Here is a 17,104-nt window from a genome sequence, read left to right on the forward strand (position 1 = left end):
GCACTTACCGTCCGAGAATGCGGTTCGGAATCTTCTACGAGCACCAGCTGCCTCGGCCCTGGAAACCGGACAGCGAGCAGCGGCTCTACAACGACGCCCTGGATCAGATCGAGATCGCCGACCGGGTCGGCTTCGACTACGTCTGGGAGGTCGAGCACCACTTCCTGGAGGAGTACTCCCACTCGGCGGCGCCGGAGGTGTTCCTGGCCGCCGCCTCCCAGCGCACCACGAACATCCGCCTGGGCCACGGCATCATCCAGCTTCCGCAGCAGGTGAACCACCCTGCCAGGGTGGCCGAGCGGGTGGCCACCCTGGACCTGGTCTCCGGCGGGCGCGTGGACTTCGGCACCGGCGAGGCCAGCTCCGCCGCGGAGCTCGGCGGATTCGGGGTGGCGCGCGAGCTCAAACGCGAGATGTGGCAGGACGCGCTCGACTGCGTCACCCGCATGTTCGCCGAAGAGCCGTTCGCCGGATGGAACTCGCCCCACCTCCGCATGCCCCCGCGCAACGTGATCCCCAAACCCGTGCAGAAGCCGCACCCGCCGCTCTGGGTGGCCTGCTCGCGGCGCGAGACGATCCGGCTGGCCGCGCGCAACGGGATCGGCGCGCTGTCGTTCGCGTTCGTGCACCCCGAGGACGCGGCCACCTGGTCGCGCGACTACTACCGGCTGCTGGCCTCCGAGGAGTGCGTGCCCGCCGGGTTCGCGGTCAACGCCAACCTCGCGGTCGTGCTGCCCATGATGTGCCACGAGGACCCCGAGGAGGCCAGACGGCGCGGCGCGCTCGGCGCCGGGTTCTTCGCCTACGCGCTCGCGCACTACTACGGGCCGTCCAGGCACGAGCCGGGCCGGGGCTCCATCTGGGACGACTTCACCGCCCGCCGGCCCCCGCTCGGGGCGCGCGGCGACGATCCGCTGGCCGGGGCGCTCGGCACCCCGCGCCAGCTCGTCGAGCTGGTCCGCCGCTACGAGGAGGCGGGCGTCGATCAGATGATCTTCGTGCTGCAGGCGGGGCCGAACCGGCACGAGCACATCTGCGAGAGCCTGGAGCTGTTCGGCAAGAAGGTCCTGCCGGTCTTCGCCGACGGGCGCGAGGAGCGGGAACGGGCCAAGGCGGAACGGCTGGCGCCCGCGATCGGGGCGGCGCTGGCCAGGCGGGCTCCGGTCAGGGTGATGGCGCGGCCGTACCGGATCGAGGAGGACGCCGAGGTCGCGCGGATCGGGCGGCGGGCGCCGGCCGGGCCGGGGCAGCGGCTGCGGGCGGCGCGCAAGGCGGCGCGGCGCGGCGGGCAGGGGCTGCTGGCCCGCTTCGTCGGCGGGCGCGAGGACCGGGAGCTGGAGCGGTGGTTCGGGCCGGGGCAACAGCGGCTGCTGTTCGGGCTGATGGCGCGCTCCTTCGACCCGGCCAAGGCCGGCGGGTTCCAGGGGACGCTGGAGTTCCGGCTCGAACCGGCGGCCACCTGGACGATCATCGTGCGCGGCGAGCGGGCCAGGATGGCACAGGGCCGCGCCGGCGATCCGGCTCTGGTGCTCGCGATGCCCGCCGCCGACCTGCTGCGCGTCCTCGCCGGTACGGTCAACCCGGCCGACCTGCTGATGTCCGGGCGGCTGCGGGTGGAGGGCGATGTCACGCTGGCCTCGCGGGTGGCCGAGATGTTCGGCGGGCCGTCACCGTACTGACCTAGCTGAGCAGCTTGCGGGCGGCCGCCTCGATCTCCTCCTCCGACAGCAGCACGTGGCCGGCCGCCTCGCCGAGCGGGATGAAGCTGTCGGCGGACGTCACCCGCGCGATCTGCCCGGTGAACCCGGCGTCGACCAGCTCGGCCACGACGCCCTCCGAGACGCTGCCCGAGCGGCGCGTCTCGTCGGCGATCAGCACCTTGCCGGTCAGCTCCGCCGCCCGCACCAGGTCCTCGACCGGCAGCGGCGACAACCACCGCAGGTCCAGCACGCGGCAGCTGTAGCCCTCCTGGGTGAGGCGGACCGCGGCCCGCAGGCTCATCCGCAGGCCGTTGCCGTAGGTGACGATGGTCAGGTCGCGGCCGTCGCCGTAGGAGCGGGCCCGCCCGATCGGCACGTGCGTGTCGGACCAGCGGGTCGGCGGCGCGTACGTGGCCAGCCAGCCGCCGTCGCCCTCGTCGAACAGGTCGCGCGTGTGGTAGAGCGCGATCGGCTCCAGGAAGACGCAGACCGCGCCCTGGGTACGGGCCGCGGCCAGGCACGTGCGCAGCATCGCCGAGGCGTCGTCGGGCCGCGAGGGCGAGGCGATGACCAGGCCGGGGATGTCGCGTAGCGCGCCGATGGCGTTGTCGTTGTGGAAGTGGCCGCCGAAGCCCTTCTGGTAGGCGTAGCTGGCCACGCGGACGACCATCGGGTTGGTGAAGGCGCCGCGGGAGAAGAAGGAGAGCGTGGCGGCCTCGCCGCGGATCTGGTCGAGCGCGTTGTGGAGGTAGGCCAGGTACTGGATCTCGGGCACCGGCAGCAGCTTGGCGACGCCGGAGCCGAGCGCGAGGCCGAGGATGGCCTGCTCGTCGAGGAGGGTGTCGAAGACGCGGGCGGCGCCGAAGCGCTTCTGCAGGCCGCGGGTGACGCCGTAGACGCCGCCCTTCTTGGCGACGTCCTCGCCGAAGACCATCATCTCCGGGTAGACGGCCAGCGCGTCGGAGAGCGTCCTGTTGATCGCCTGCGACAGCGTCATCGCCTTGTCGTTCTCGGGCAGCGCGCCGGCGAAGGCCTTCTCGCGCACCGACGGCTCGGCCGCCACCGGGCTGATCTTGGCGATCACGTCCTCGCTGCGCGGGGCGATGGGCGCCATGACCTCCTCGGCCGTGGACAGCCGCGGGCTGCGCGTGGTCTCCAGCGCCATGCGCAGCACGTGCTCGCGCGTGGACTCGTACGACTTGAGCAGTTCGTCGGGGGTGACGAGGCCCGCCTCGACGAGCATCGCGGCGCTGCGCAGCAGCGGGTCGCGCTCCATGTCGGCGCGGATCTCGCGCTGGGTGCGGTAGGCGACCTCGACGTCGGAGCCGGCGTGACCCATCAGCCGCACCGTCGACAGGTGCAGGAAGGCGGGGGAGCGGTTGGCCCGCACGTGCGCCACCGCCTGCGCGGCCGCGTCGTAGGCGGCGGCCAGGTCGCAGCCGTCGGCGGCGAAGTACTCGATGCCCGGCCGGTTCGCCGCCGCCTCGACCCAGCCCTTGGGCGTACGGACGCTGATGCCGATGCCGTTGTCCTCGCAGACGAACAGGATCGGCACCGCCTGGCCCTGGTAGGTGGCGTAGGCGGCGGTGTTGAAGCCGGACTGCGCGGTGGCGTGGTTGACGGAGGCGTCGCCGAAGCTGCACACCGCGATCGCGTCGCCGGCCCACGCGGCGGGAACGTCGAGCGCGCGGGCCCGCTCGATGGCGAAGGCCACGCCCACGGCCCTGGGCAGATGGCTGGCGATCGTCGAGGTCTGCGGGATGACCGCGAGCTCGGGGTGCCCGAACACCTTGTGCCTGCCGCCCGCGATCGGCTCCTCCGCCGCGGCGGTCAGGCCCAGGAGCACGTCGCGGATGCCCTGCTCGGGCAGCCGCCCGGCCAGGGCCGAGCGCGCGAGGTAGAACGCGCCGGAGCGGTAGTGCAGCAGGGCGGGGTCGTCGACGCGCAGCGCGGCGGCCAGCGCGGCGTTGCCCTCGTGCCCGGCCGAGCCGATCGTGTAGAAGCCCTGGTCCTGCTCGCGCAGCCAGCGGGCCGCGATGTCGAGCAGCCGGCTGTCGAGCTGGCGGCGGTACAGGTCGAGACAGAGCCGGCCGCTGAGCGTGCTGCCTTCGCGGACCGGTCTCGACGGATCACGAGGAGTGCCCATCTTGAGGTCGGCTACGGCTTCGAGGAAGTGAGTCTCAACTGTGTCGCGCGCCACAAGCCCGATTATGCCCCCCAGACGCCTCGTCGGGAGGTGACATGTTCTGGACCGGTGTAACTGACTCAGTTTCGTTACGGCGTGTCAGCTTTACGAACCTTTTGCCCGTCCTAAACGTCTACTAGAGAGAAACACGTGGCACCCTCAATGCCGCGTTGACCACTTGCGGACTCCAGAAGGGACGGAAACCCGCATGTCGCAACGCATCCGCGCCGTAGCCGTCGCGCTCGCGATGGGAGCCGGAGCGATCGCTCTGGCCTCGCCGGCGTCGGCATCGGCCGGGGCGAAGGCCCCCAGCATTTCCGACGTGGACGTCAGTCCGTCGCCGGTCGTCGTGTTCGACGACTCGGTCACGGCGACGTTCAGCTTCACCACGAAGGGCGCGGGCAAGGCTGAACTCCAGCTCCGCGCGCCCGGTGACGTCAGCGTTCCCACACCGGTCGACCTCAAGTCCGCGCCGCACGGCGAGTGGACCAAGTGGACCGGCACCAAGTCCTTCGACGCCAAGAGCGCCGGACGCTGGAACATCCTCGCCATCGCCCACGGCGACGGCGAGAGCTCCTCGCGCGGCTCGTTCGAGGTCAAGAAGGCACTCGACACCAAGATCGTCGACTTCGACGCCAGCCCCGACCTGGTGGCGAAGGGCTCGACGATCAAGGTCTCCGGCCGTCTCCTCGCCGAGGGCAAGGGGTACGGCGGGCAGCAGGTCACGATCACCTTCCGCGAGAAGGGGACCGACGCCTACCGCCACATCACCAAGACCGGCACCAGCCGCTCCGGCTGGTTCTCCACCGGCGTCAAGGCCGAGTCCACCGGCTGGTGGCGGGCCGAGTTCGACAAGACCGGCTCCGCCAGGGGCTCGGTCAGCGACACCGACCGCGTGGACGTCAAGGCCGCCGACCGGTCCAGCCGGATCGTCGGCTTCGACGCCTCGCCCGAGCCCGTGGACAAGGGCGACCGGCTCGCGCTCAGCGGCAACCTGCAGGTCGAGGGCTGGGAAGGCCTGCCCGGCCAGCGGGTGGCCATCCAGTTCAAGGCCCACGGGTCCTCGCGCTGGGAGCACGTGACCAGCGACGTGACCGGCCGCAACGGCCGCTTCTGGGCCGACGCCAGGGCCTACACCTCCGGTTGGTGGCGGGCCGTGTACGGCGGCTCCTCCGGCATCCAGGGCTCGGCCAGCGACGCCGACTGGGTCCGCGTGGAGCGGCACACGCCGCCTCCGCCGCCGGAGAAGGCCGACAGCAGGCTGATCAAGTTCAACGCCTACCCCGAGCCCGTCAAGCGCGGCAAGTACCTGAAGTTCAAGGGCAAGCTGCAGATCCTCGACGACGGCTGGGACGGCCACCGAGCCAAGATCCGGCTGTACTTCAAGCCCAAGGGCTCCAGCAAGTGGTACTACTACAAGGCCACCTGGTCCAACAGCAGTGGCAACATCTACACCAAGGTGAAGGCCTCGAAGTCGGGCACCTGGAGATTCGTCTTCACGGGCGACTCCGACGCCTACGGCGACACCAGCCGTAGCGACTACGTGCGCGTCAAGCGGTAACCGCCGGCACCACCCGGGCGCGGGCCTCCGATCCAGGGGGCCCGCGCCCTCCGCTTTCCTCTGGAGTTTCTACAGGAGGCCGCGTTCGATCGCGGCGACCACCGCCGCCGCCCGCGTCTCCACACCGAGCTTGGCGAAGACGTGCTTGAGATGCGTCTTCACCGTCGTCTCGCTGATCAGCAGCGTCCTGGCGACCTCCTTATTGCCCGCGCCCTTGGCGATCAGGCGCAGCACCTCCAGTTCGCGCGGGCTCGGGTCCTTCTGCTGCTGGCTCTTGCCGGCCATCAGATGCCCGGCGATCGCCGGGGACAGCACCCTGCCGCCCGCGGCGGCCGTACGCACCGCACGGTGCAGTTCCTCGCGCGGCGTGTCCTTCAGCAGGTAGCCCGCCACGCCCTCGGCCAGCGCGCGGCTGACGTCGCCGTCGGTGTCGTAGGTGGTCAGCACGATCACCTTCGTGGCGGGATGCGCCGCGTGCAGGCGGCGGATCGCGCCGACGCCGTCCAGGTTCGGCATCCGCAGGTCCATGAGCACGACGTCCGGCTCGGTGCTCCTGGCCAGCGCGAGCGCCTCACGGCCGTCGGCCGCGGCGGCGACCACCGTGATGTCGGGCAGGCCGTCGAACATGCCGCGCAGGCCGTCCCGCACCACCGGATGGTCGTCGACGATCATCAGGCGGACGGGATGCTCACGCACAGCGCCGTCCCCTCTCCCGGTGCCGATTCCACCGTCACCGTGCCGCCGACCGCCGCCGCGCGCTCGCGCATCGCCGCCAGCCCGTAACCGCCGCCCGGCGCCGCGTCCGCGTCGAATCCGGCGCCGTCGTCCAGCACGTCCAGCGTCACTTCGTCCTCCATGTACGACAACGTGATGGCCACCCGCCGCGCCCCCGCGTGCTTGGCGGCGTTGGCCAGTCCTTCCTGCGCGGCGCGCAGCAACGTCGCCTCCACCTCCGGATCCAGCGGGCGGCGCGGCCCGTCCACCGCCACCGTGGCCGGCACCCCGCTCGCCGACGACCAGCGCGCCGCCACGTCCCCGAGGGCGAAGTCGATCGTGGCCCGGTTCAGCGGCTCGGGCCGCAGCGCGTCCACCGAGCGCCGCGCCTCGCCGAGGTTCTCGCGGGCCAGCCGCTTGGCGACGGCGATGCGCTGCCGTACGGCCGGCAGATCGTCGATCGCCTGCTCCGCCGCCTCCAGCTGGGTGATGATCCCGCTGAGCCCCTGTGCCAGCGTGTCATGGATCTCCCTGGCCAGGCGGGCCCGCTCCCGCAGCACCCCGACCTCGCCGGCCTTGACCAGGTGGTGCGCGAACAGGCCCATGATCGTGACCAGCCCGGCGTTGGCCAGCAGGCCGCCCAGCGCGCCCGGGTTCACCGCCAGCTCGGTCACCCGGCCGCTCGCCACGAACGTGGTCAGCACCAGCGTCACCGCTCCGGCGTAGCCCCACCGGCCGGGCAGCAGCACGTACGGCATCGGGCACATGCCGAACTGGACCAGCTCGAAGACCGGCTCGCGGCGCAGCAGGAGGAAGAGCAGGCAGAGCAGGACCAGGAAGTGCCAGGCCATGGGGTTGAGGCGTTCCAGGTCCTCGCTCCTGCGGACCACGAAGAGCCAGTAGTAGACCCCCATCGCCGCCGCCAGCCCCAGCGTGAGCGGCCGGCCGCCACCGGTCCCCATGAGCGCGACCACGGCCGTGGGGAACGTCAGGCAGGCGTAGAAGAGAAGGTGGAAAGCGTGGAGCCAGCGGCTCATTCCCACCTGAACGTGAACGCGGCTATCGCCGTACATACGATGATTATCCCCGTGAGCAGCAGCAACGGCGGCGCGGCCGGAGTGCCGAACCAGCCCTCCCGCATCGCCGTCACCGCCTGGGTGAGCGGCAGGTAGTCCCCGACCGTCCGCAGGGTCTCCGGCAGGCCCTCGCGCGGGATCGCCGCCCCGGCCAGGAAGATCATCGGGAACATGACCGTGAGCCCGAGCAGATCCGCCGTCCGCGCCCGGGGCGCCACCGCCGCGATCACGAACCCGATCGCGCACGTCATCAGCGCGCTCAGCGCGAACGCCAGCACCAGCGGCAGCGGGTGCGCCGGCGGAGCCACCCCGAAGACCACCATGCCCGCCCCGATCACCACCAGCGAACCGACCAACCCCATCACCACCTGGGCCGAGACCTGCGCCCCCAGCAGCATGACCGGCGAGATGGGCGTGACCGCCAGCCGCCGCAGCACCTTGCGCTCCCGGTAGGTGGCCACGATCCCCGGCAGCGCCGCGATGCCGCCGATCGCCAGGATCATCGCCATATAGCTGGGCAGGAAGATCTCCAGCCGCTTGTTGCCGCTGTTGAGCACCAGCAGCATGAGCGGGAAGGCGACCATGAAGAACAGGCTGCCCGGATCGCGGGCCAGCAGCCTCAGCTCGTTGAGCGACAACTGGACGAACGCCCTCACAGCACACCCTCCAGCGACGCCGTGCCCGCCCGTTCCAGGAGCTCGGCCGGGCTCCCGACCGCCGCGATCCGCCCGTCGCGGAAGACCGCCACGCGGTCGCAGAGCGCCTCCGCCTCGTCCATGAAGTGGCTGACCAGCACGATCGTCGTGCCCGCCGCCTTGAGGCCCCTGACCAGATCCCACGTCTCGCGCCTGGCCACCGGGTCCAGGGCCGTGGTCAGCTCGTCCAGCACCACCAGCTCGGGATCGCCCACCAGGGCCAGCGCGAGCAGCAGCCGTTGCCGCTGGCCTCCGGAAAGATCGCTGAAAGCGCGATTCCTGAGTTTCTCCAGCCCCCAGGTGCCCATGATCTTCCTGGGGTCGGCCGGCCGCGCGTAGAACGAGGCGAACAGCCTGAGCGCCTCACCCACCTTGATCCGGTCGGGCAGCGCGCTGTCCTGCAGTTGCACCCCGACCTTCCTGGCCAGCTCCCGCCGCCGCGCCGGATCGATCCCGAGGACCCGGATGCTGCCCGCATCCTGCTTGCGCAGCCCGACCAGGCACTCGACCGTGGTCGTCTTCCCCGCCCCGTTGCGCCCGATGACGCCGAACGTCTCACCCCGCGCGACCTCGAACGACACCCCGTCCACGGCCACCGTGCCGCCGTAGGCCTTGCGCAGGTCGCGCACTGTTATCGCTGTCATACGGCGATGCTCGCGTCCGGTCGCGCCCCCCGGCATCCCCCACCCCGCCACCCGGCATCCCCCATCCGGAGGACCCCCCGGCGCCCCGGGCCCACCATCGAGCCCGGGGCATCAGGGAATCGGGCTAGTTGGGGTTCTTGGCACCCAGACTGATCAGCATGGCCTTGATGTCGACCAGCTGACCCTCTACCCGAGTCATCCGGTCTTCCATCTGCTCGAACCGTTGGTCAACCTTCTCGAACCGCTCGTTGATGCTTGCTTCCAGCGTGTCGAACCGCTGGTCGATGCCGTCGAACCGCAGGTCCATGGCGTCGAGTCGTCGGTCGATGCCGTCGAACCGCAGGTCCATGGCGTCGAGCCGTTGATCGATGCCGTCGAACCTGAGGTCGACCGCGTCGAACCGCGTTTCCATCTTCTCGATGATGTTGCGGCCGGTCTCGTCGATGCGCGTGTGCAGCGCGTCGAACCGGTCGGCGATGCTCAGCGTAGGCACGCCGCTGAATATAGCTCCTTCCAGTAGAGTGACACGCCGCTCCAGAAGCGGAAGGTCGATCTCGCTGACATGCACAGGCGTCTCCTTCGAAAGGGAGGGGGGCGAAGATGCCATCGGGAAAGATACCCTCCGTCACCGACAGAACGCGGCGTGCTATATCGATCCGGCATGGAGCCTCAGTCGGCCCGCCGGAACTGGAGGATCCCCACCCCCAGCAACGCCGCCCCCAGCCCGGCGACGACGCCGATCTCCAGGAGGACCGGCACCTGCCATCCGAACCACTGCACGCCCGGGTTCAGCATCGCGTTCACCTCCGGCGGCACGGAAAGGTGGGAGAAGACGGCCTGCCGCATCGGGTCCACCGCGTACGTCATCGGGTTGACCACGGTCAGGACGTGCAGCCACGATGGCAGGTTGGCCAGCGGGAACATCGCCCCGGACAGGAACATCATCGGCATGATGGCCATCTGCATCAGCCCGAAGAACGTCTGCATGTTCTTCATCCTCGCCGCCAGCATCACCCCGAACGCGGTGATCGTGAACGCCGCCAGGAACATCTCCGCCAGCAACGTCACCATCAGCGTCCCGGAGTACGGCACGCCCACCAGCCCCGCCATCGCGAGGATCACGACGCCCTGCGCGGTGGCCACGATGGCGCCGCCAAGGCACTTCCCGAGCACGATGGCGCCCCGGGAGACCGGCGCGACGAGCATCTCGCGCAGGAAGCCGAACTCCCGGTCCCACACGATCGACCCGGCCGAGAACATCCCGGTCATGATGACCGTCATCGAGATCATCCCGGGATACATGAAGGTGCGATAGTCGACGCCGGGGATGCTGCCCTGCACCAGTGACCCCAGCCCGGTGCCCATGATGAACAACCACAGCACCGGCTGGAACAGCATGGACAACATCCGCGTACGGTCGCTGAGGAAGCGCAGCATCTCCCGGTGGAGCACCACTTTGACCGCGCGCAGGTCGTGCCCGGCGCTGCGGGCCGGCACCACGACCGAGATGGTTTCGGTGGTCATCGGCGCACCATCGCTCTCATCCAGGCGTTCTTGTCGTCGGCTTCGGCGTCCCTGATGGTGGAGCCGGTGTAGGACATGAAGACGTCGTCGAGCGAGGGCCGCGACACGCTCACCGACCTGATCGGCTGACCGAGTTCGGCGAAGAGCCGGGGCACGAACTCCTCGCCCGAGGCGACCGCGAACGTCACCGCCCCCTCGTGCACCGTCGCCTCGAGCCCGAACCGCTCGCGCAGCGCGGTGATGGCACCTTCGTCATCGCCGGTGTGGATCTGCACGCGGTCCTTGCCGACGCTGGCCTTGAGCGCCTCGGGGGAGTCGACGACGACGATCTCGCCGTGGTCGATGATGGCGATGCGGTCGCAGTACTCGGCTTCTTCCATGTAGTGCGTCGTCATGAAGATCGTGATGTCCTCACTCAGGCGCAGCTTGTTGATGTACCCCCAGATGGCCGCCCTGGTCTGCGGGTCGAGGCCGACCGTGGGCTCGTCCAGGAACAGCACCCTGGGCGAGTGGAGCAGGCCGCGGGCGATCTCCAGGCGCCGCTTCATCCCGCCGGAGAACGTCATGACCTTGGCGTCCTTGCGGTCCCAGAGCGCCACCATCTCCATGACCTGGCGGATCCGGTCGCCGACGATGTGGCGTGGCACGCCGTACAGCTCGGCATGGAAGCGGAGATTCTGCTCCGCGGACAGGTACCCGTCGAGGGTCGGGTCCTGGAACACCAGCCCGATGTTGCGCCGCACCTCGTCGCGGGCGCCGACCACGTCGTGGCCGGCGACGCTGGCGCTGCCGCCGGTGGGGTTGACCAGCGTGCAGAGCATGCTGATGGTCGTGGTCTTGCCGGCGCCGTTCGGGCCGAGGAAGCCGAACACCTCTCCCGGCCGGACCTCGAAGCTGACGCCTTTGACCGCTTCGACCTTTCCGTAGGTCTTTTTCAGATCTTGTACGGCTACCGCCGGAGTTAATGTCATCTAGTCCTCCGCCAGGATTTGGAACACAGACTTGCGCGTCTGCCGGAGCAGTTTCTTGGCCTCGGCGACCTGCCGGTCGTTGGCCGTGTGGGTCAGGTGGACGAATGCCTCGCCCAGCGCCCCCCACAGGAGCCGCAGTTCGTGCCGGTCCTCGGGGACCGTGCGCGCGACCTCGTCCCACGGCGCGCTTCCCGTCGCCAGCCGCTCCGCCTGCTCACGCCCCTGCTCGGTGAGCTGGAAGGTACGGCTGCCGCCGGAATCGCCACCGCTGACCAGGCCTTCGTCCTCAAGCTGCTGGAGCGCCGGATAGACCGAGCCGGGACTCGGCCGCCAGACGCCGCGGCTGCGCTCGGCGATGTCCTGGATCATCTGGTAGCCGTTGCGCGGCCCCTCGTGGATCAGCACCAGCAACGCCGCCCGCACGTCGCCCCGCCGTACGCGCGGGGCCGTCACGGGGATCGGCGGGCCCGTCGTGTGAAACGGGGTGCCCAAGGGAGCGAACGCCTCGGGCCAGTCATCGGACTCCTGCACGATGATCACCCTCCTACTATCTAGATGCTTCAAAGATATATCTAGATAATTGGCAGCCGCAAGCAATTTGCCGACTACCGGTCACTCAGGGCAAGGGGGAGTGCGGCGACCACGGACAGGCCGCGGAGAGGCGCCGCATGGCAGCCGAAACCCAGGGCGGATCGCGCCGCAGGCGAGAGGCCGAAACCAGAGGCAGGGCGCATGGCGGGCAGGGGGTGCGGCACAGCGCGCGGGGCGACGGGGTGACGACCTCGGCGAACGCGGGCATGGTGGCCGCGGCCAGGCGGGCGAGGGAGGCGAAGTGTGCCGCGATCTCCGGGCATCCCGCGACCACGCGCGCCCGGGAAACGTGCCGGGCGGAGCGGTGGTGTCCGGTTAGGGAATGTTAACCAGGGCGGTGTGGGCGAGCTCGTACAGCAGGATGGCGGTGTCGTCGGCGGGGAGGTCGCCGGCGCTGTGCGGGGTGGAGTTGAGCAGGCCGAAGACGGCGTGCGTGGCCGCGCGCAGCCGGGCGGCGGGGCGGCCGGGCCGCAGTTCGGTCAGGACGGTGACCCATTCCTCCACGTACAGCCGCTGCAGGCGGCGGATCTGCCGCCGCTGCGGCTCGGGCACGTTGCCCAGCTCCCGGTCGTGCACCGTGATCAGGTACGGCTCCCGCAGCGAAAAGGCGATGTGCCCGCGCAGCAGCGCGGACAGCGCCTCCTCGGGCGTCCCGGCGGCGGTGACCAGGTCGCCGGCCCCGCTGTGCAGCCGGGAGCTGATGCCCAGCAGCATCTCGGCCAGCAACGCCTCCTTGCCGCTGAAGTGCTTGTAGAGGGCGGGGCCCGACACTCCCACCGCGGCCCCGAGCTCCTCGATCGAGACCCCGTGGAAGCCGCGTTCGGCGAAGAGCCGGGCGGCGGCGTCGAGGATCTCGGCGCGTCTGGCCCCTCGGCTGCGGGTAGGAGTGCTCATGTCTCACATTCTAGACATAGACGTTAATGATGACTAACCTTTCCAGCATGACTCACTGGCCGGTGCTGAAAACGGTCGCCGACCTCGGGGGCGAGGCTTTCAAGGCCAACGCCGACCTCAACGAGCGGCTCGCCGCCGAGTTGCGCGACAGGCTCGCCCGCGCGGCGCTCGGCGGACCCGAGCGCTCGCGGCAACGCCATGTGGAGCGCGGCAAACTGCTGCCGCGCGACCGCGTGGACGGGCTGCTCGACCCGGGTTCGCGCTTCCTGGAGCTGTCGCCGCTGGCGGCCAACGGGCTCTACGACGATCAGGCCCCCGCAGCGGGCATCATCACCGGCATCGGCCGGGTCTCGGGCCGCGAATGCGTGATCGTCGCCAACGACGCGACGGTCAAGGGCGGCACGTACTACCCGATGACGGTCAAGAAGCACCTGCGCGCCCAGGAGGTGGCGCTCCACAACAACCTCCCCTGCGTCTACCTCGTCGACTCCGGCGGAGCCTTCCTCCCCAAACAGGACGAGGTCTTCCCCGACCGCGAACACTTCGGCCGCATCTTCTACAACCAGGCCACGATGTCCGCGCGCGGCATCCCGCAGATCGCCGCCGTCCTCGGATCCTGTACGGCCGGCGGCGCCTACGTCCCGGCCATGAGCGACGAGGCGGTCATTGTCCGCAACCAGGGCACGATCTTCCTGGGCGGCCCGCCGCTGGTCAAGGCGGCCACCGGCGAGGAGGTCACCGCGGAGGAACTGGGTGGCGGCGACCTGCACGCCCGGACCAGCGGCGTCACCGACCACCTGGCCGAGGACGACGCCCACGCGCTGGCCATCGTCAGGGACATCGTCGCCACCCTGGCCCCCCGGCCGCCCCGCCCCTGGGGCAGCGCCGAGCCGGAGGAGCCGCTGCTCGACCCGCGCGACCTCTACGGCATCGTGCCGGCGGACACGCGGCAGCCGTACGACGTGCGCGAGGTCATCGGGCGGGTCGTGGACGGCTCGCGTTTCCAGGAGTTCAAGGCCGAGTACGGGCACACGCTGGTCACCGGTTTCGCCCACATCCACGGCCACCCGGTCGGGATCATCGCCAACAACGGCATCCTGTTCGCCGAGTCGGCGCTCAAGGGAGCCCACTTCATCGAGCTGTGCGACCGGCGCCAGGTGCCGCTGGTGTTCCTGCAGAACATCAGCGGGTTCATGGTCGGCAAGGCCTACGAGGCGGGCGGCATCGCCAAGCACGGGGCCAAGATGGTCACCGCGGTCTCGTGCGCGCGGGTGCCGAAGCTGACGGTGATCATCGGCGGCTCGTTCGGCGCCGGGAACTACGCGATGGCGGGGCGGGCGTACTCGCCGCGGTTCCTGTGGATGTGGCCGAACGCCCGCATCTCGGTCATGGGCGGCGAGCAGGCGGCCAACGTGCTCACGACCGTGGGCAACGCCGACGCCGACGCCATCCGCGCCCAGTACGAGGACCAGGGCAACCCCTACTACTCCACCGCCAGGCTCTGGGACGACGGCGTGATCGACCCGGCCGACACCCGCACCGTGCTCGGGCTGGCACTCTCGGCGGCGGCCAACGCGCCGCTGGAACCCATCGGCTACGGCGTCTTCAGGATGTGACGATGTTCTCCACCGTTCTGATCGCCAACCGCGGCGAGATCGCCGTCCGGATCATCCGGACCCTGCGCACGATGGGCGTCACGAGCGTCGCCGTCTACACCGAGGCCGACGCCGGCGCCCTGCACGTCCGCGAGGCGGACCACGCCCTCCAGGTCCCGAAATATCTGGACATGGGGGCCATCGTGGCCGCCGCCCGAGACATCGGCGCGCAAGCCGTACACCCGGGCTATGGGTTTCTCGCGGAGAACGCGCAGTTCGCCCGGCTCTGCGCGAAGGAGGGGCTGGTCTTCATCGGCCCGCCCGCCGAGGCCATCGAGGCCATGGGCGACAAGATCCGCGCCAAGGCCACCGTCGCCGCGGCCGGAGTACCCGTGGTGCCCGGCGGCGCCGAGCCCGCCGACGACCTGCGCGACTGGAACGCCTTCCCCGCGCTGATCAAGCCATCGGCCGGCGGCGGCGGCAAGGGCATGGTGCTCGTCCGCGCGGCCGCGGAACTGCCCGAGGCGCTGGAGTCGGCGCGCCGCACCGCGGTGAACGCCTTCGGCGACGGCACCCTGCTCATCGAGCGCTTCATCGAGAACCCGAGGCACATCGAGATCCAGGTCCTCGCCGACACCCACGGCACCGTCGTGCACCTGGGCGAGCGCGAGTGCAGCCTCCAGCGCAGGCACCAGAAGATCATCGAAGAGGCGCCCTCGCCCTTCGTCACCCCGGAGACGCGCGCCGCCATGGGCGCGGCGGCGGCCGAGGCGGCCCGCTCGGTCGGCTACACCGGCGCCGGCACGGTCGAGTTCATCGTCGACGGCACCACCGGCGACTACCACTTCATGGAGATGAACACCCGCCTCCAGGTCGAACACCCCGTCACCGAGCTGGTCACGGACGTCGACCTCGTGGAGCTGCAGCTACGGGTGGCCGCGGGCGAGCCGCTGCCGTTCACGCAGGATGAGGTACGGCTGCGCGGCCACGCCGTCGAGGCCCGCGTGTACGCCGAGGACCCGGCCAGGGGCTTCCTGCCCACCGGCGGCCGGGTACTCGCGCTGGCGGAGCCCTCCGGCGTACGCGTCGACTCCTCGCTGGCGGCGGGCACGGTGGTCGGCAGCGACTTCGACCCGATGCTGTCCAAGGTCGTCGCCTGGGCGCCCACGCGCGAGGAGGCGCTCAGGGCGCTCGACCGGGCGCTCGGGCGCACGACGGTGCTGGGCGTGACGACCAACATCCCGTTCCTGCGGGCGCTGGTGACGCGGCCGGAGGTGGTGGCGGGCGAGCTGGACACCGGGCTGGTAGAACGCGTCCTGCCCGGCCTGGACCTGTCCGCCGCGACCCCGGCGGACGTGCTGGCCGCGGCGGCGCTGATCTTCCACGGCGCTCCGGCCGGGCGCGACCCGTGGGACGTGGCCGACGGCTGGCGGGTGGGCGAGCGGGCCTGGACGACGCTGCGGCTGGAGTCCCGCGAGGGTGTGCACGAGGTGGCCGTACGCGGCCTGCCCGCCACCGCCGCGGAGATCCGGCTGCCCGGCGCCGCCGAGGAGCCGCCGGCTGAACGCGAAGCCGTGCACAAGGAAGCCGTGCCTGGGTCGGTCGTGGGTGCGGGAGCCGTACCGGCGAAGGTGCGGGTCGCGGGGGAGAGGGCCGTGCTGACGCTCGGCGGGCGGGTCACCTCCTACACGTTCGCGCGCGACGGCGAGACCGTGTGGATCGGGCGCGACGGCGGCGCGTGGGCGCTGACCAGGCACCGCATCGGCGACCCCGGCGACCGGCCGGGCGCGGCGGGCGGCGGCGACGGCGTCGTGCGCAGCCCGATGCCGGGCACGGTCCTGCTGGTCAAGGCGGCCGTCGGCGACCAGGTCACCAAGGATCAGCCGCTGGTCGTCGTGGAGGCGATGAAGATGGAGCACACCGTCACCGCGCCCGTGGACGGCGTGGTGCGCGAGCTCCCGGTGCGGGCGGGCCAGTCCGTGGACATGGACGTGGTCCTCGCCGTGGTGGAGGCGTGATGCACAAGCTCGACGGCCTGCCGGAGCGGGTCACGGTCTACGAGGTCGGCCCCCGCGACGGCCTGCAGAACGAGAAGGCGGTCGTCCCCGTCGAGGTGAAGGCCGAGTTCATCGGCCGCCTCGCCGCCGCCGGGCACACGGTGATCGAGACGACCAGCTTCGTCCACCCGAAATGGGTGCCCCAGCTGGCCGACTCCGGCGAGCTGCTGGCCATGCTCGAACGCCGGCCCGGCATCCGCTATCCGGTGCTGGTGCCCAACCTCAAGGGGCTCGACCGGGCGCTGGAGAGCGGTGTCGAGGAGATCGCCGTCTTCGCCAGCGCCACCGAGACCTTCGCCAACCGCAACCTCAACCGCGGCCTGGAGTCGCAGTTCGAGATGTTCGAGCCGGTGATCGCCGGGGCGCTGGAGCACGGGCTCAGGGTGCGGGCGTACGTCTCGATGGTCTTCGGCGACCCGTGGGAGGGCCCGACCCCGATCGAGCAGGTCGTGGGCGTCGGCACGCGGCTGCTCGACTTCGGCTGCTTCGAGCTGTCGCTGGGCGACACCATCGGCGTCGGCACCCCCGGCCACGCCACCGCGCTGGTCGAGGCGTTCGGCTCGCCGGAACGGCTGGCCGTCCACTTCCACGACACCTACGGCCAGGCCCTGGCCAACACGATGGCCGCGCTGAAGGCCGGCGTCACTGTGGTAGACGCCTCGACCGGCGGCATCGGCGGATGCCCGTTCGCCGGCTCGGCCACCGGCAACCTCGCCACGGAGGACCTGGTCTGGATGCTCGACGGTCTCGGCATCGAGACCGGGCTCAACTTGGACGAGCTGGTCGCCACAAGCGTCTGGCTCGCCGAGCGGCTGGGCCGGCCGAGCCCGTCCCGCGTCGTCCAAGCCCTCTCCCAAAAGGCCCTATCCCCAAAGGCCCTCTCCCAAAAGGACTAGC

15 protein-coding genes are annotated in these 17,104 nt (G+C 70.8%); 5 read left to right on the forward strand and 10 right to left on the reverse strand.

Features of this window, described 5'->3' with window-relative positions; translation table 11 throughout:
• Nucleotides 1–17: 17 nt before the first annotated feature.
• Nucleotides 18–1,679 carry an LLM class flavin-dependent oxidoreductase gene (locus tag ACFWYW_RS08560; protein WP_379613412.1) on the forward strand — a complete coding sequence of 554 codons (1,662 nt, stop codon included), beginning with the start codon at nucleotides 18–20 and terminating at the stop codon, nucleotides 1,677–1,679.
• Nucleotide 1,680: 1 nt separating this feature from the next.
• Here the strand turns inward: ACFWYW_RS08560 and ACFWYW_RS08565 are convergent, their stop codons facing one another.
• Nucleotides 1,681–3,900, reverse strand: a complete 2,220-nt coding sequence (locus ACFWYW_RS08565; RefSeq protein ID WP_379613410.1) for a thiamine pyrophosphate-dependent enzyme — start codon at nucleotides 3,898–3,900, stop codon at nucleotides 1,681–1,683.
• 193 nt (nucleotides 3,901–4,093) lie between these two features.
• Here ACFWYW_RS08565 and ACFWYW_RS08570 point away from each other — a divergent pair, with 193 nt between their 5' ends.
• The gene (locus ACFWYW_RS08570) at nucleotides 4,094–5,446 is read left to right on the forward strand and encodes a hypothetical protein (RefSeq protein ID WP_379613408.1); all 1,353 of its coding nucleotides are present in this window, start codon (nucleotides 4,094–4,096) and stop codon (nucleotides 5,444–5,446) included.
• A 69-nt stretch (nucleotides 5,447–5,515) separates the two neighbouring features.
• Here ACFWYW_RS08570 and ACFWYW_RS08575 read toward each other — a convergent pair whose 3' ends face one another.
• The 9 genes from ACFWYW_RS08575 to ACFWYW_RS08615 form a co-directional block, all read right to left on the reverse strand.
• Entirely contained in the window at nucleotides 5,516–6,142 is a 627-nt protein-coding gene (locus ACFWYW_RS08575) for a response regulator (RefSeq protein WP_379613406.1), read from the reverse strand.
• The gene (locus ACFWYW_RS08580; RefSeq protein WP_379613404.1) at nucleotides 6,118–7,197 is read right to left on the reverse strand and encodes a sensor histidine kinase; all 1,080 of its coding nucleotides are present in this window, start codon (nucleotides 7,195–7,197) and stop codon (nucleotides 6,118–6,120) included. The genes ACFWYW_RS08575 and ACFWYW_RS08580 overlap by 25 nt, the downstream gene beginning before the upstream one ends.
• Nucleotides 7,194–7,892 carry an ABC transporter permease gene (locus tag ACFWYW_RS08585; RefSeq protein ID WP_379613401.1) on the reverse strand — a complete coding sequence of 233 codons (699 nt, stop codon included), beginning with the start codon at nucleotides 7,890–7,892 and terminating at the stop codon, nucleotides 7,194–7,196. The genes ACFWYW_RS08580 and ACFWYW_RS08585 overlap by 4 nt, the downstream gene beginning before the upstream one ends.
• Complete coding sequence (locus ACFWYW_RS08590) at nucleotides 7,889–8,575, reverse strand: ABC transporter ATP-binding protein (protein WP_379613399.1); 687 nt, start codon at nucleotides 8,573–8,575, stop codon at nucleotides 7,889–7,891. Before ACFWYW_RS08590 ends, ACFWYW_RS08585 begins: the two co-directional genes overlap by 4 nt.
• A 124-nt stretch (nucleotides 8,576–8,699) precedes the next feature.
• A complete protein-coding gene (locus tag ACFWYW_RS08595; protein ID WP_379613397.1) occupies nucleotides 8,700–9,143 on the reverse strand; it encodes a hypothetical protein in 444 nt (147 codons plus the stop codon).
• Between the two features lie 101 nt (nucleotides 9,144–9,244).
• The gene (locus tag ACFWYW_RS08600) at nucleotides 9,245–10,099 is read right to left on the reverse strand and encodes an ABC transporter permease (RefSeq protein WP_379613395.1); all 855 of its coding nucleotides are present in this window, start codon (nucleotides 10,097–10,099) and stop codon (nucleotides 9,245–9,247) included.
• The gene (locus tag ACFWYW_RS08605) at nucleotides 10,096–11,070 is read right to left on the reverse strand and encodes an ATP-binding cassette domain-containing protein (protein ID WP_379613393.1); all 975 of its coding nucleotides are present in this window, start codon (nucleotides 11,068–11,070) and stop codon (nucleotides 10,096–10,098) included. Before ACFWYW_RS08605 ends, ACFWYW_RS08600 begins: the two co-directional genes overlap by 4 nt.
• Nucleotides 11,071–11,610, reverse strand: coding sequence for a PadR family transcriptional regulator (locus ACFWYW_RS08610; RefSeq protein WP_379613391.1), 540 nt, complete (start codon nucleotides 11,608–11,610; stop codon nucleotides 11,071–11,073).
• A gap of 366 nt (nucleotides 11,611–11,976) precedes the next feature.
• On the reverse strand, nucleotides 11,977–12,555 hold the full coding sequence (locus tag ACFWYW_RS08615; RefSeq protein ID WP_379613389.1) for a TetR/AcrR family transcriptional regulator: 579 nt from the start codon (nucleotides 12,553–12,555) through the stop codon (nucleotides 11,977–11,979).
• A gap of 47 nt (nucleotides 12,556–12,602) precedes the next feature.
• On the opposite strand from ACFWYW_RS08615, the gene ACFWYW_RS08620 reads away from it, so the two are divergent.
• From ACFWYW_RS08620 to ACFWYW_RS08630, 3 genes are read left to right on the forward strand one after another with little or no spacing between them, the layout of a single operon-like run.
• Nucleotides 12,603–14,171: a carboxyl transferase domain-containing protein gene (locus ACFWYW_RS08620; RefSeq protein ID WP_379613387.1), complete on the forward strand. Its 1,569-nt coding sequence runs from the start codon at nucleotides 12,603–12,605 to the stop codon at nucleotides 14,169–14,171.
• 2 nt (nucleotides 14,172–14,173) lie between these two features.
• Nucleotides 14,174–16,168, forward strand: a complete 1,995-nt coding sequence (locus tag ACFWYW_RS08625) for a biotin carboxylase N-terminal domain-containing protein (protein ID WP_379613385.1) — start codon at nucleotides 14,174–14,176, stop codon at nucleotides 16,166–16,168.
• On the forward strand, nucleotides 16,168–17,103 hold the full coding sequence (locus tag ACFWYW_RS08630) for a hydroxymethylglutaryl-CoA lyase (protein ID WP_379613383.1): 936 nt from the start codon (nucleotides 16,168–16,170) through the stop codon (nucleotides 17,101–17,103). Before ACFWYW_RS08625 ends, ACFWYW_RS08630 begins: the two co-directional genes overlap by 1 nt.
• The last annotated feature ends 1 nt before the right edge of the window (nucleotide 17,104 follow it).

It is taken from the genome of Nonomuraea sp. NPDC059023 (assembly GCF_042740095.1).
Classification (GTDB): Bacteria; Actinomycetota; Actinomycetes; order Streptosporangiales; family Streptosporangiaceae; genus Nonomuraea.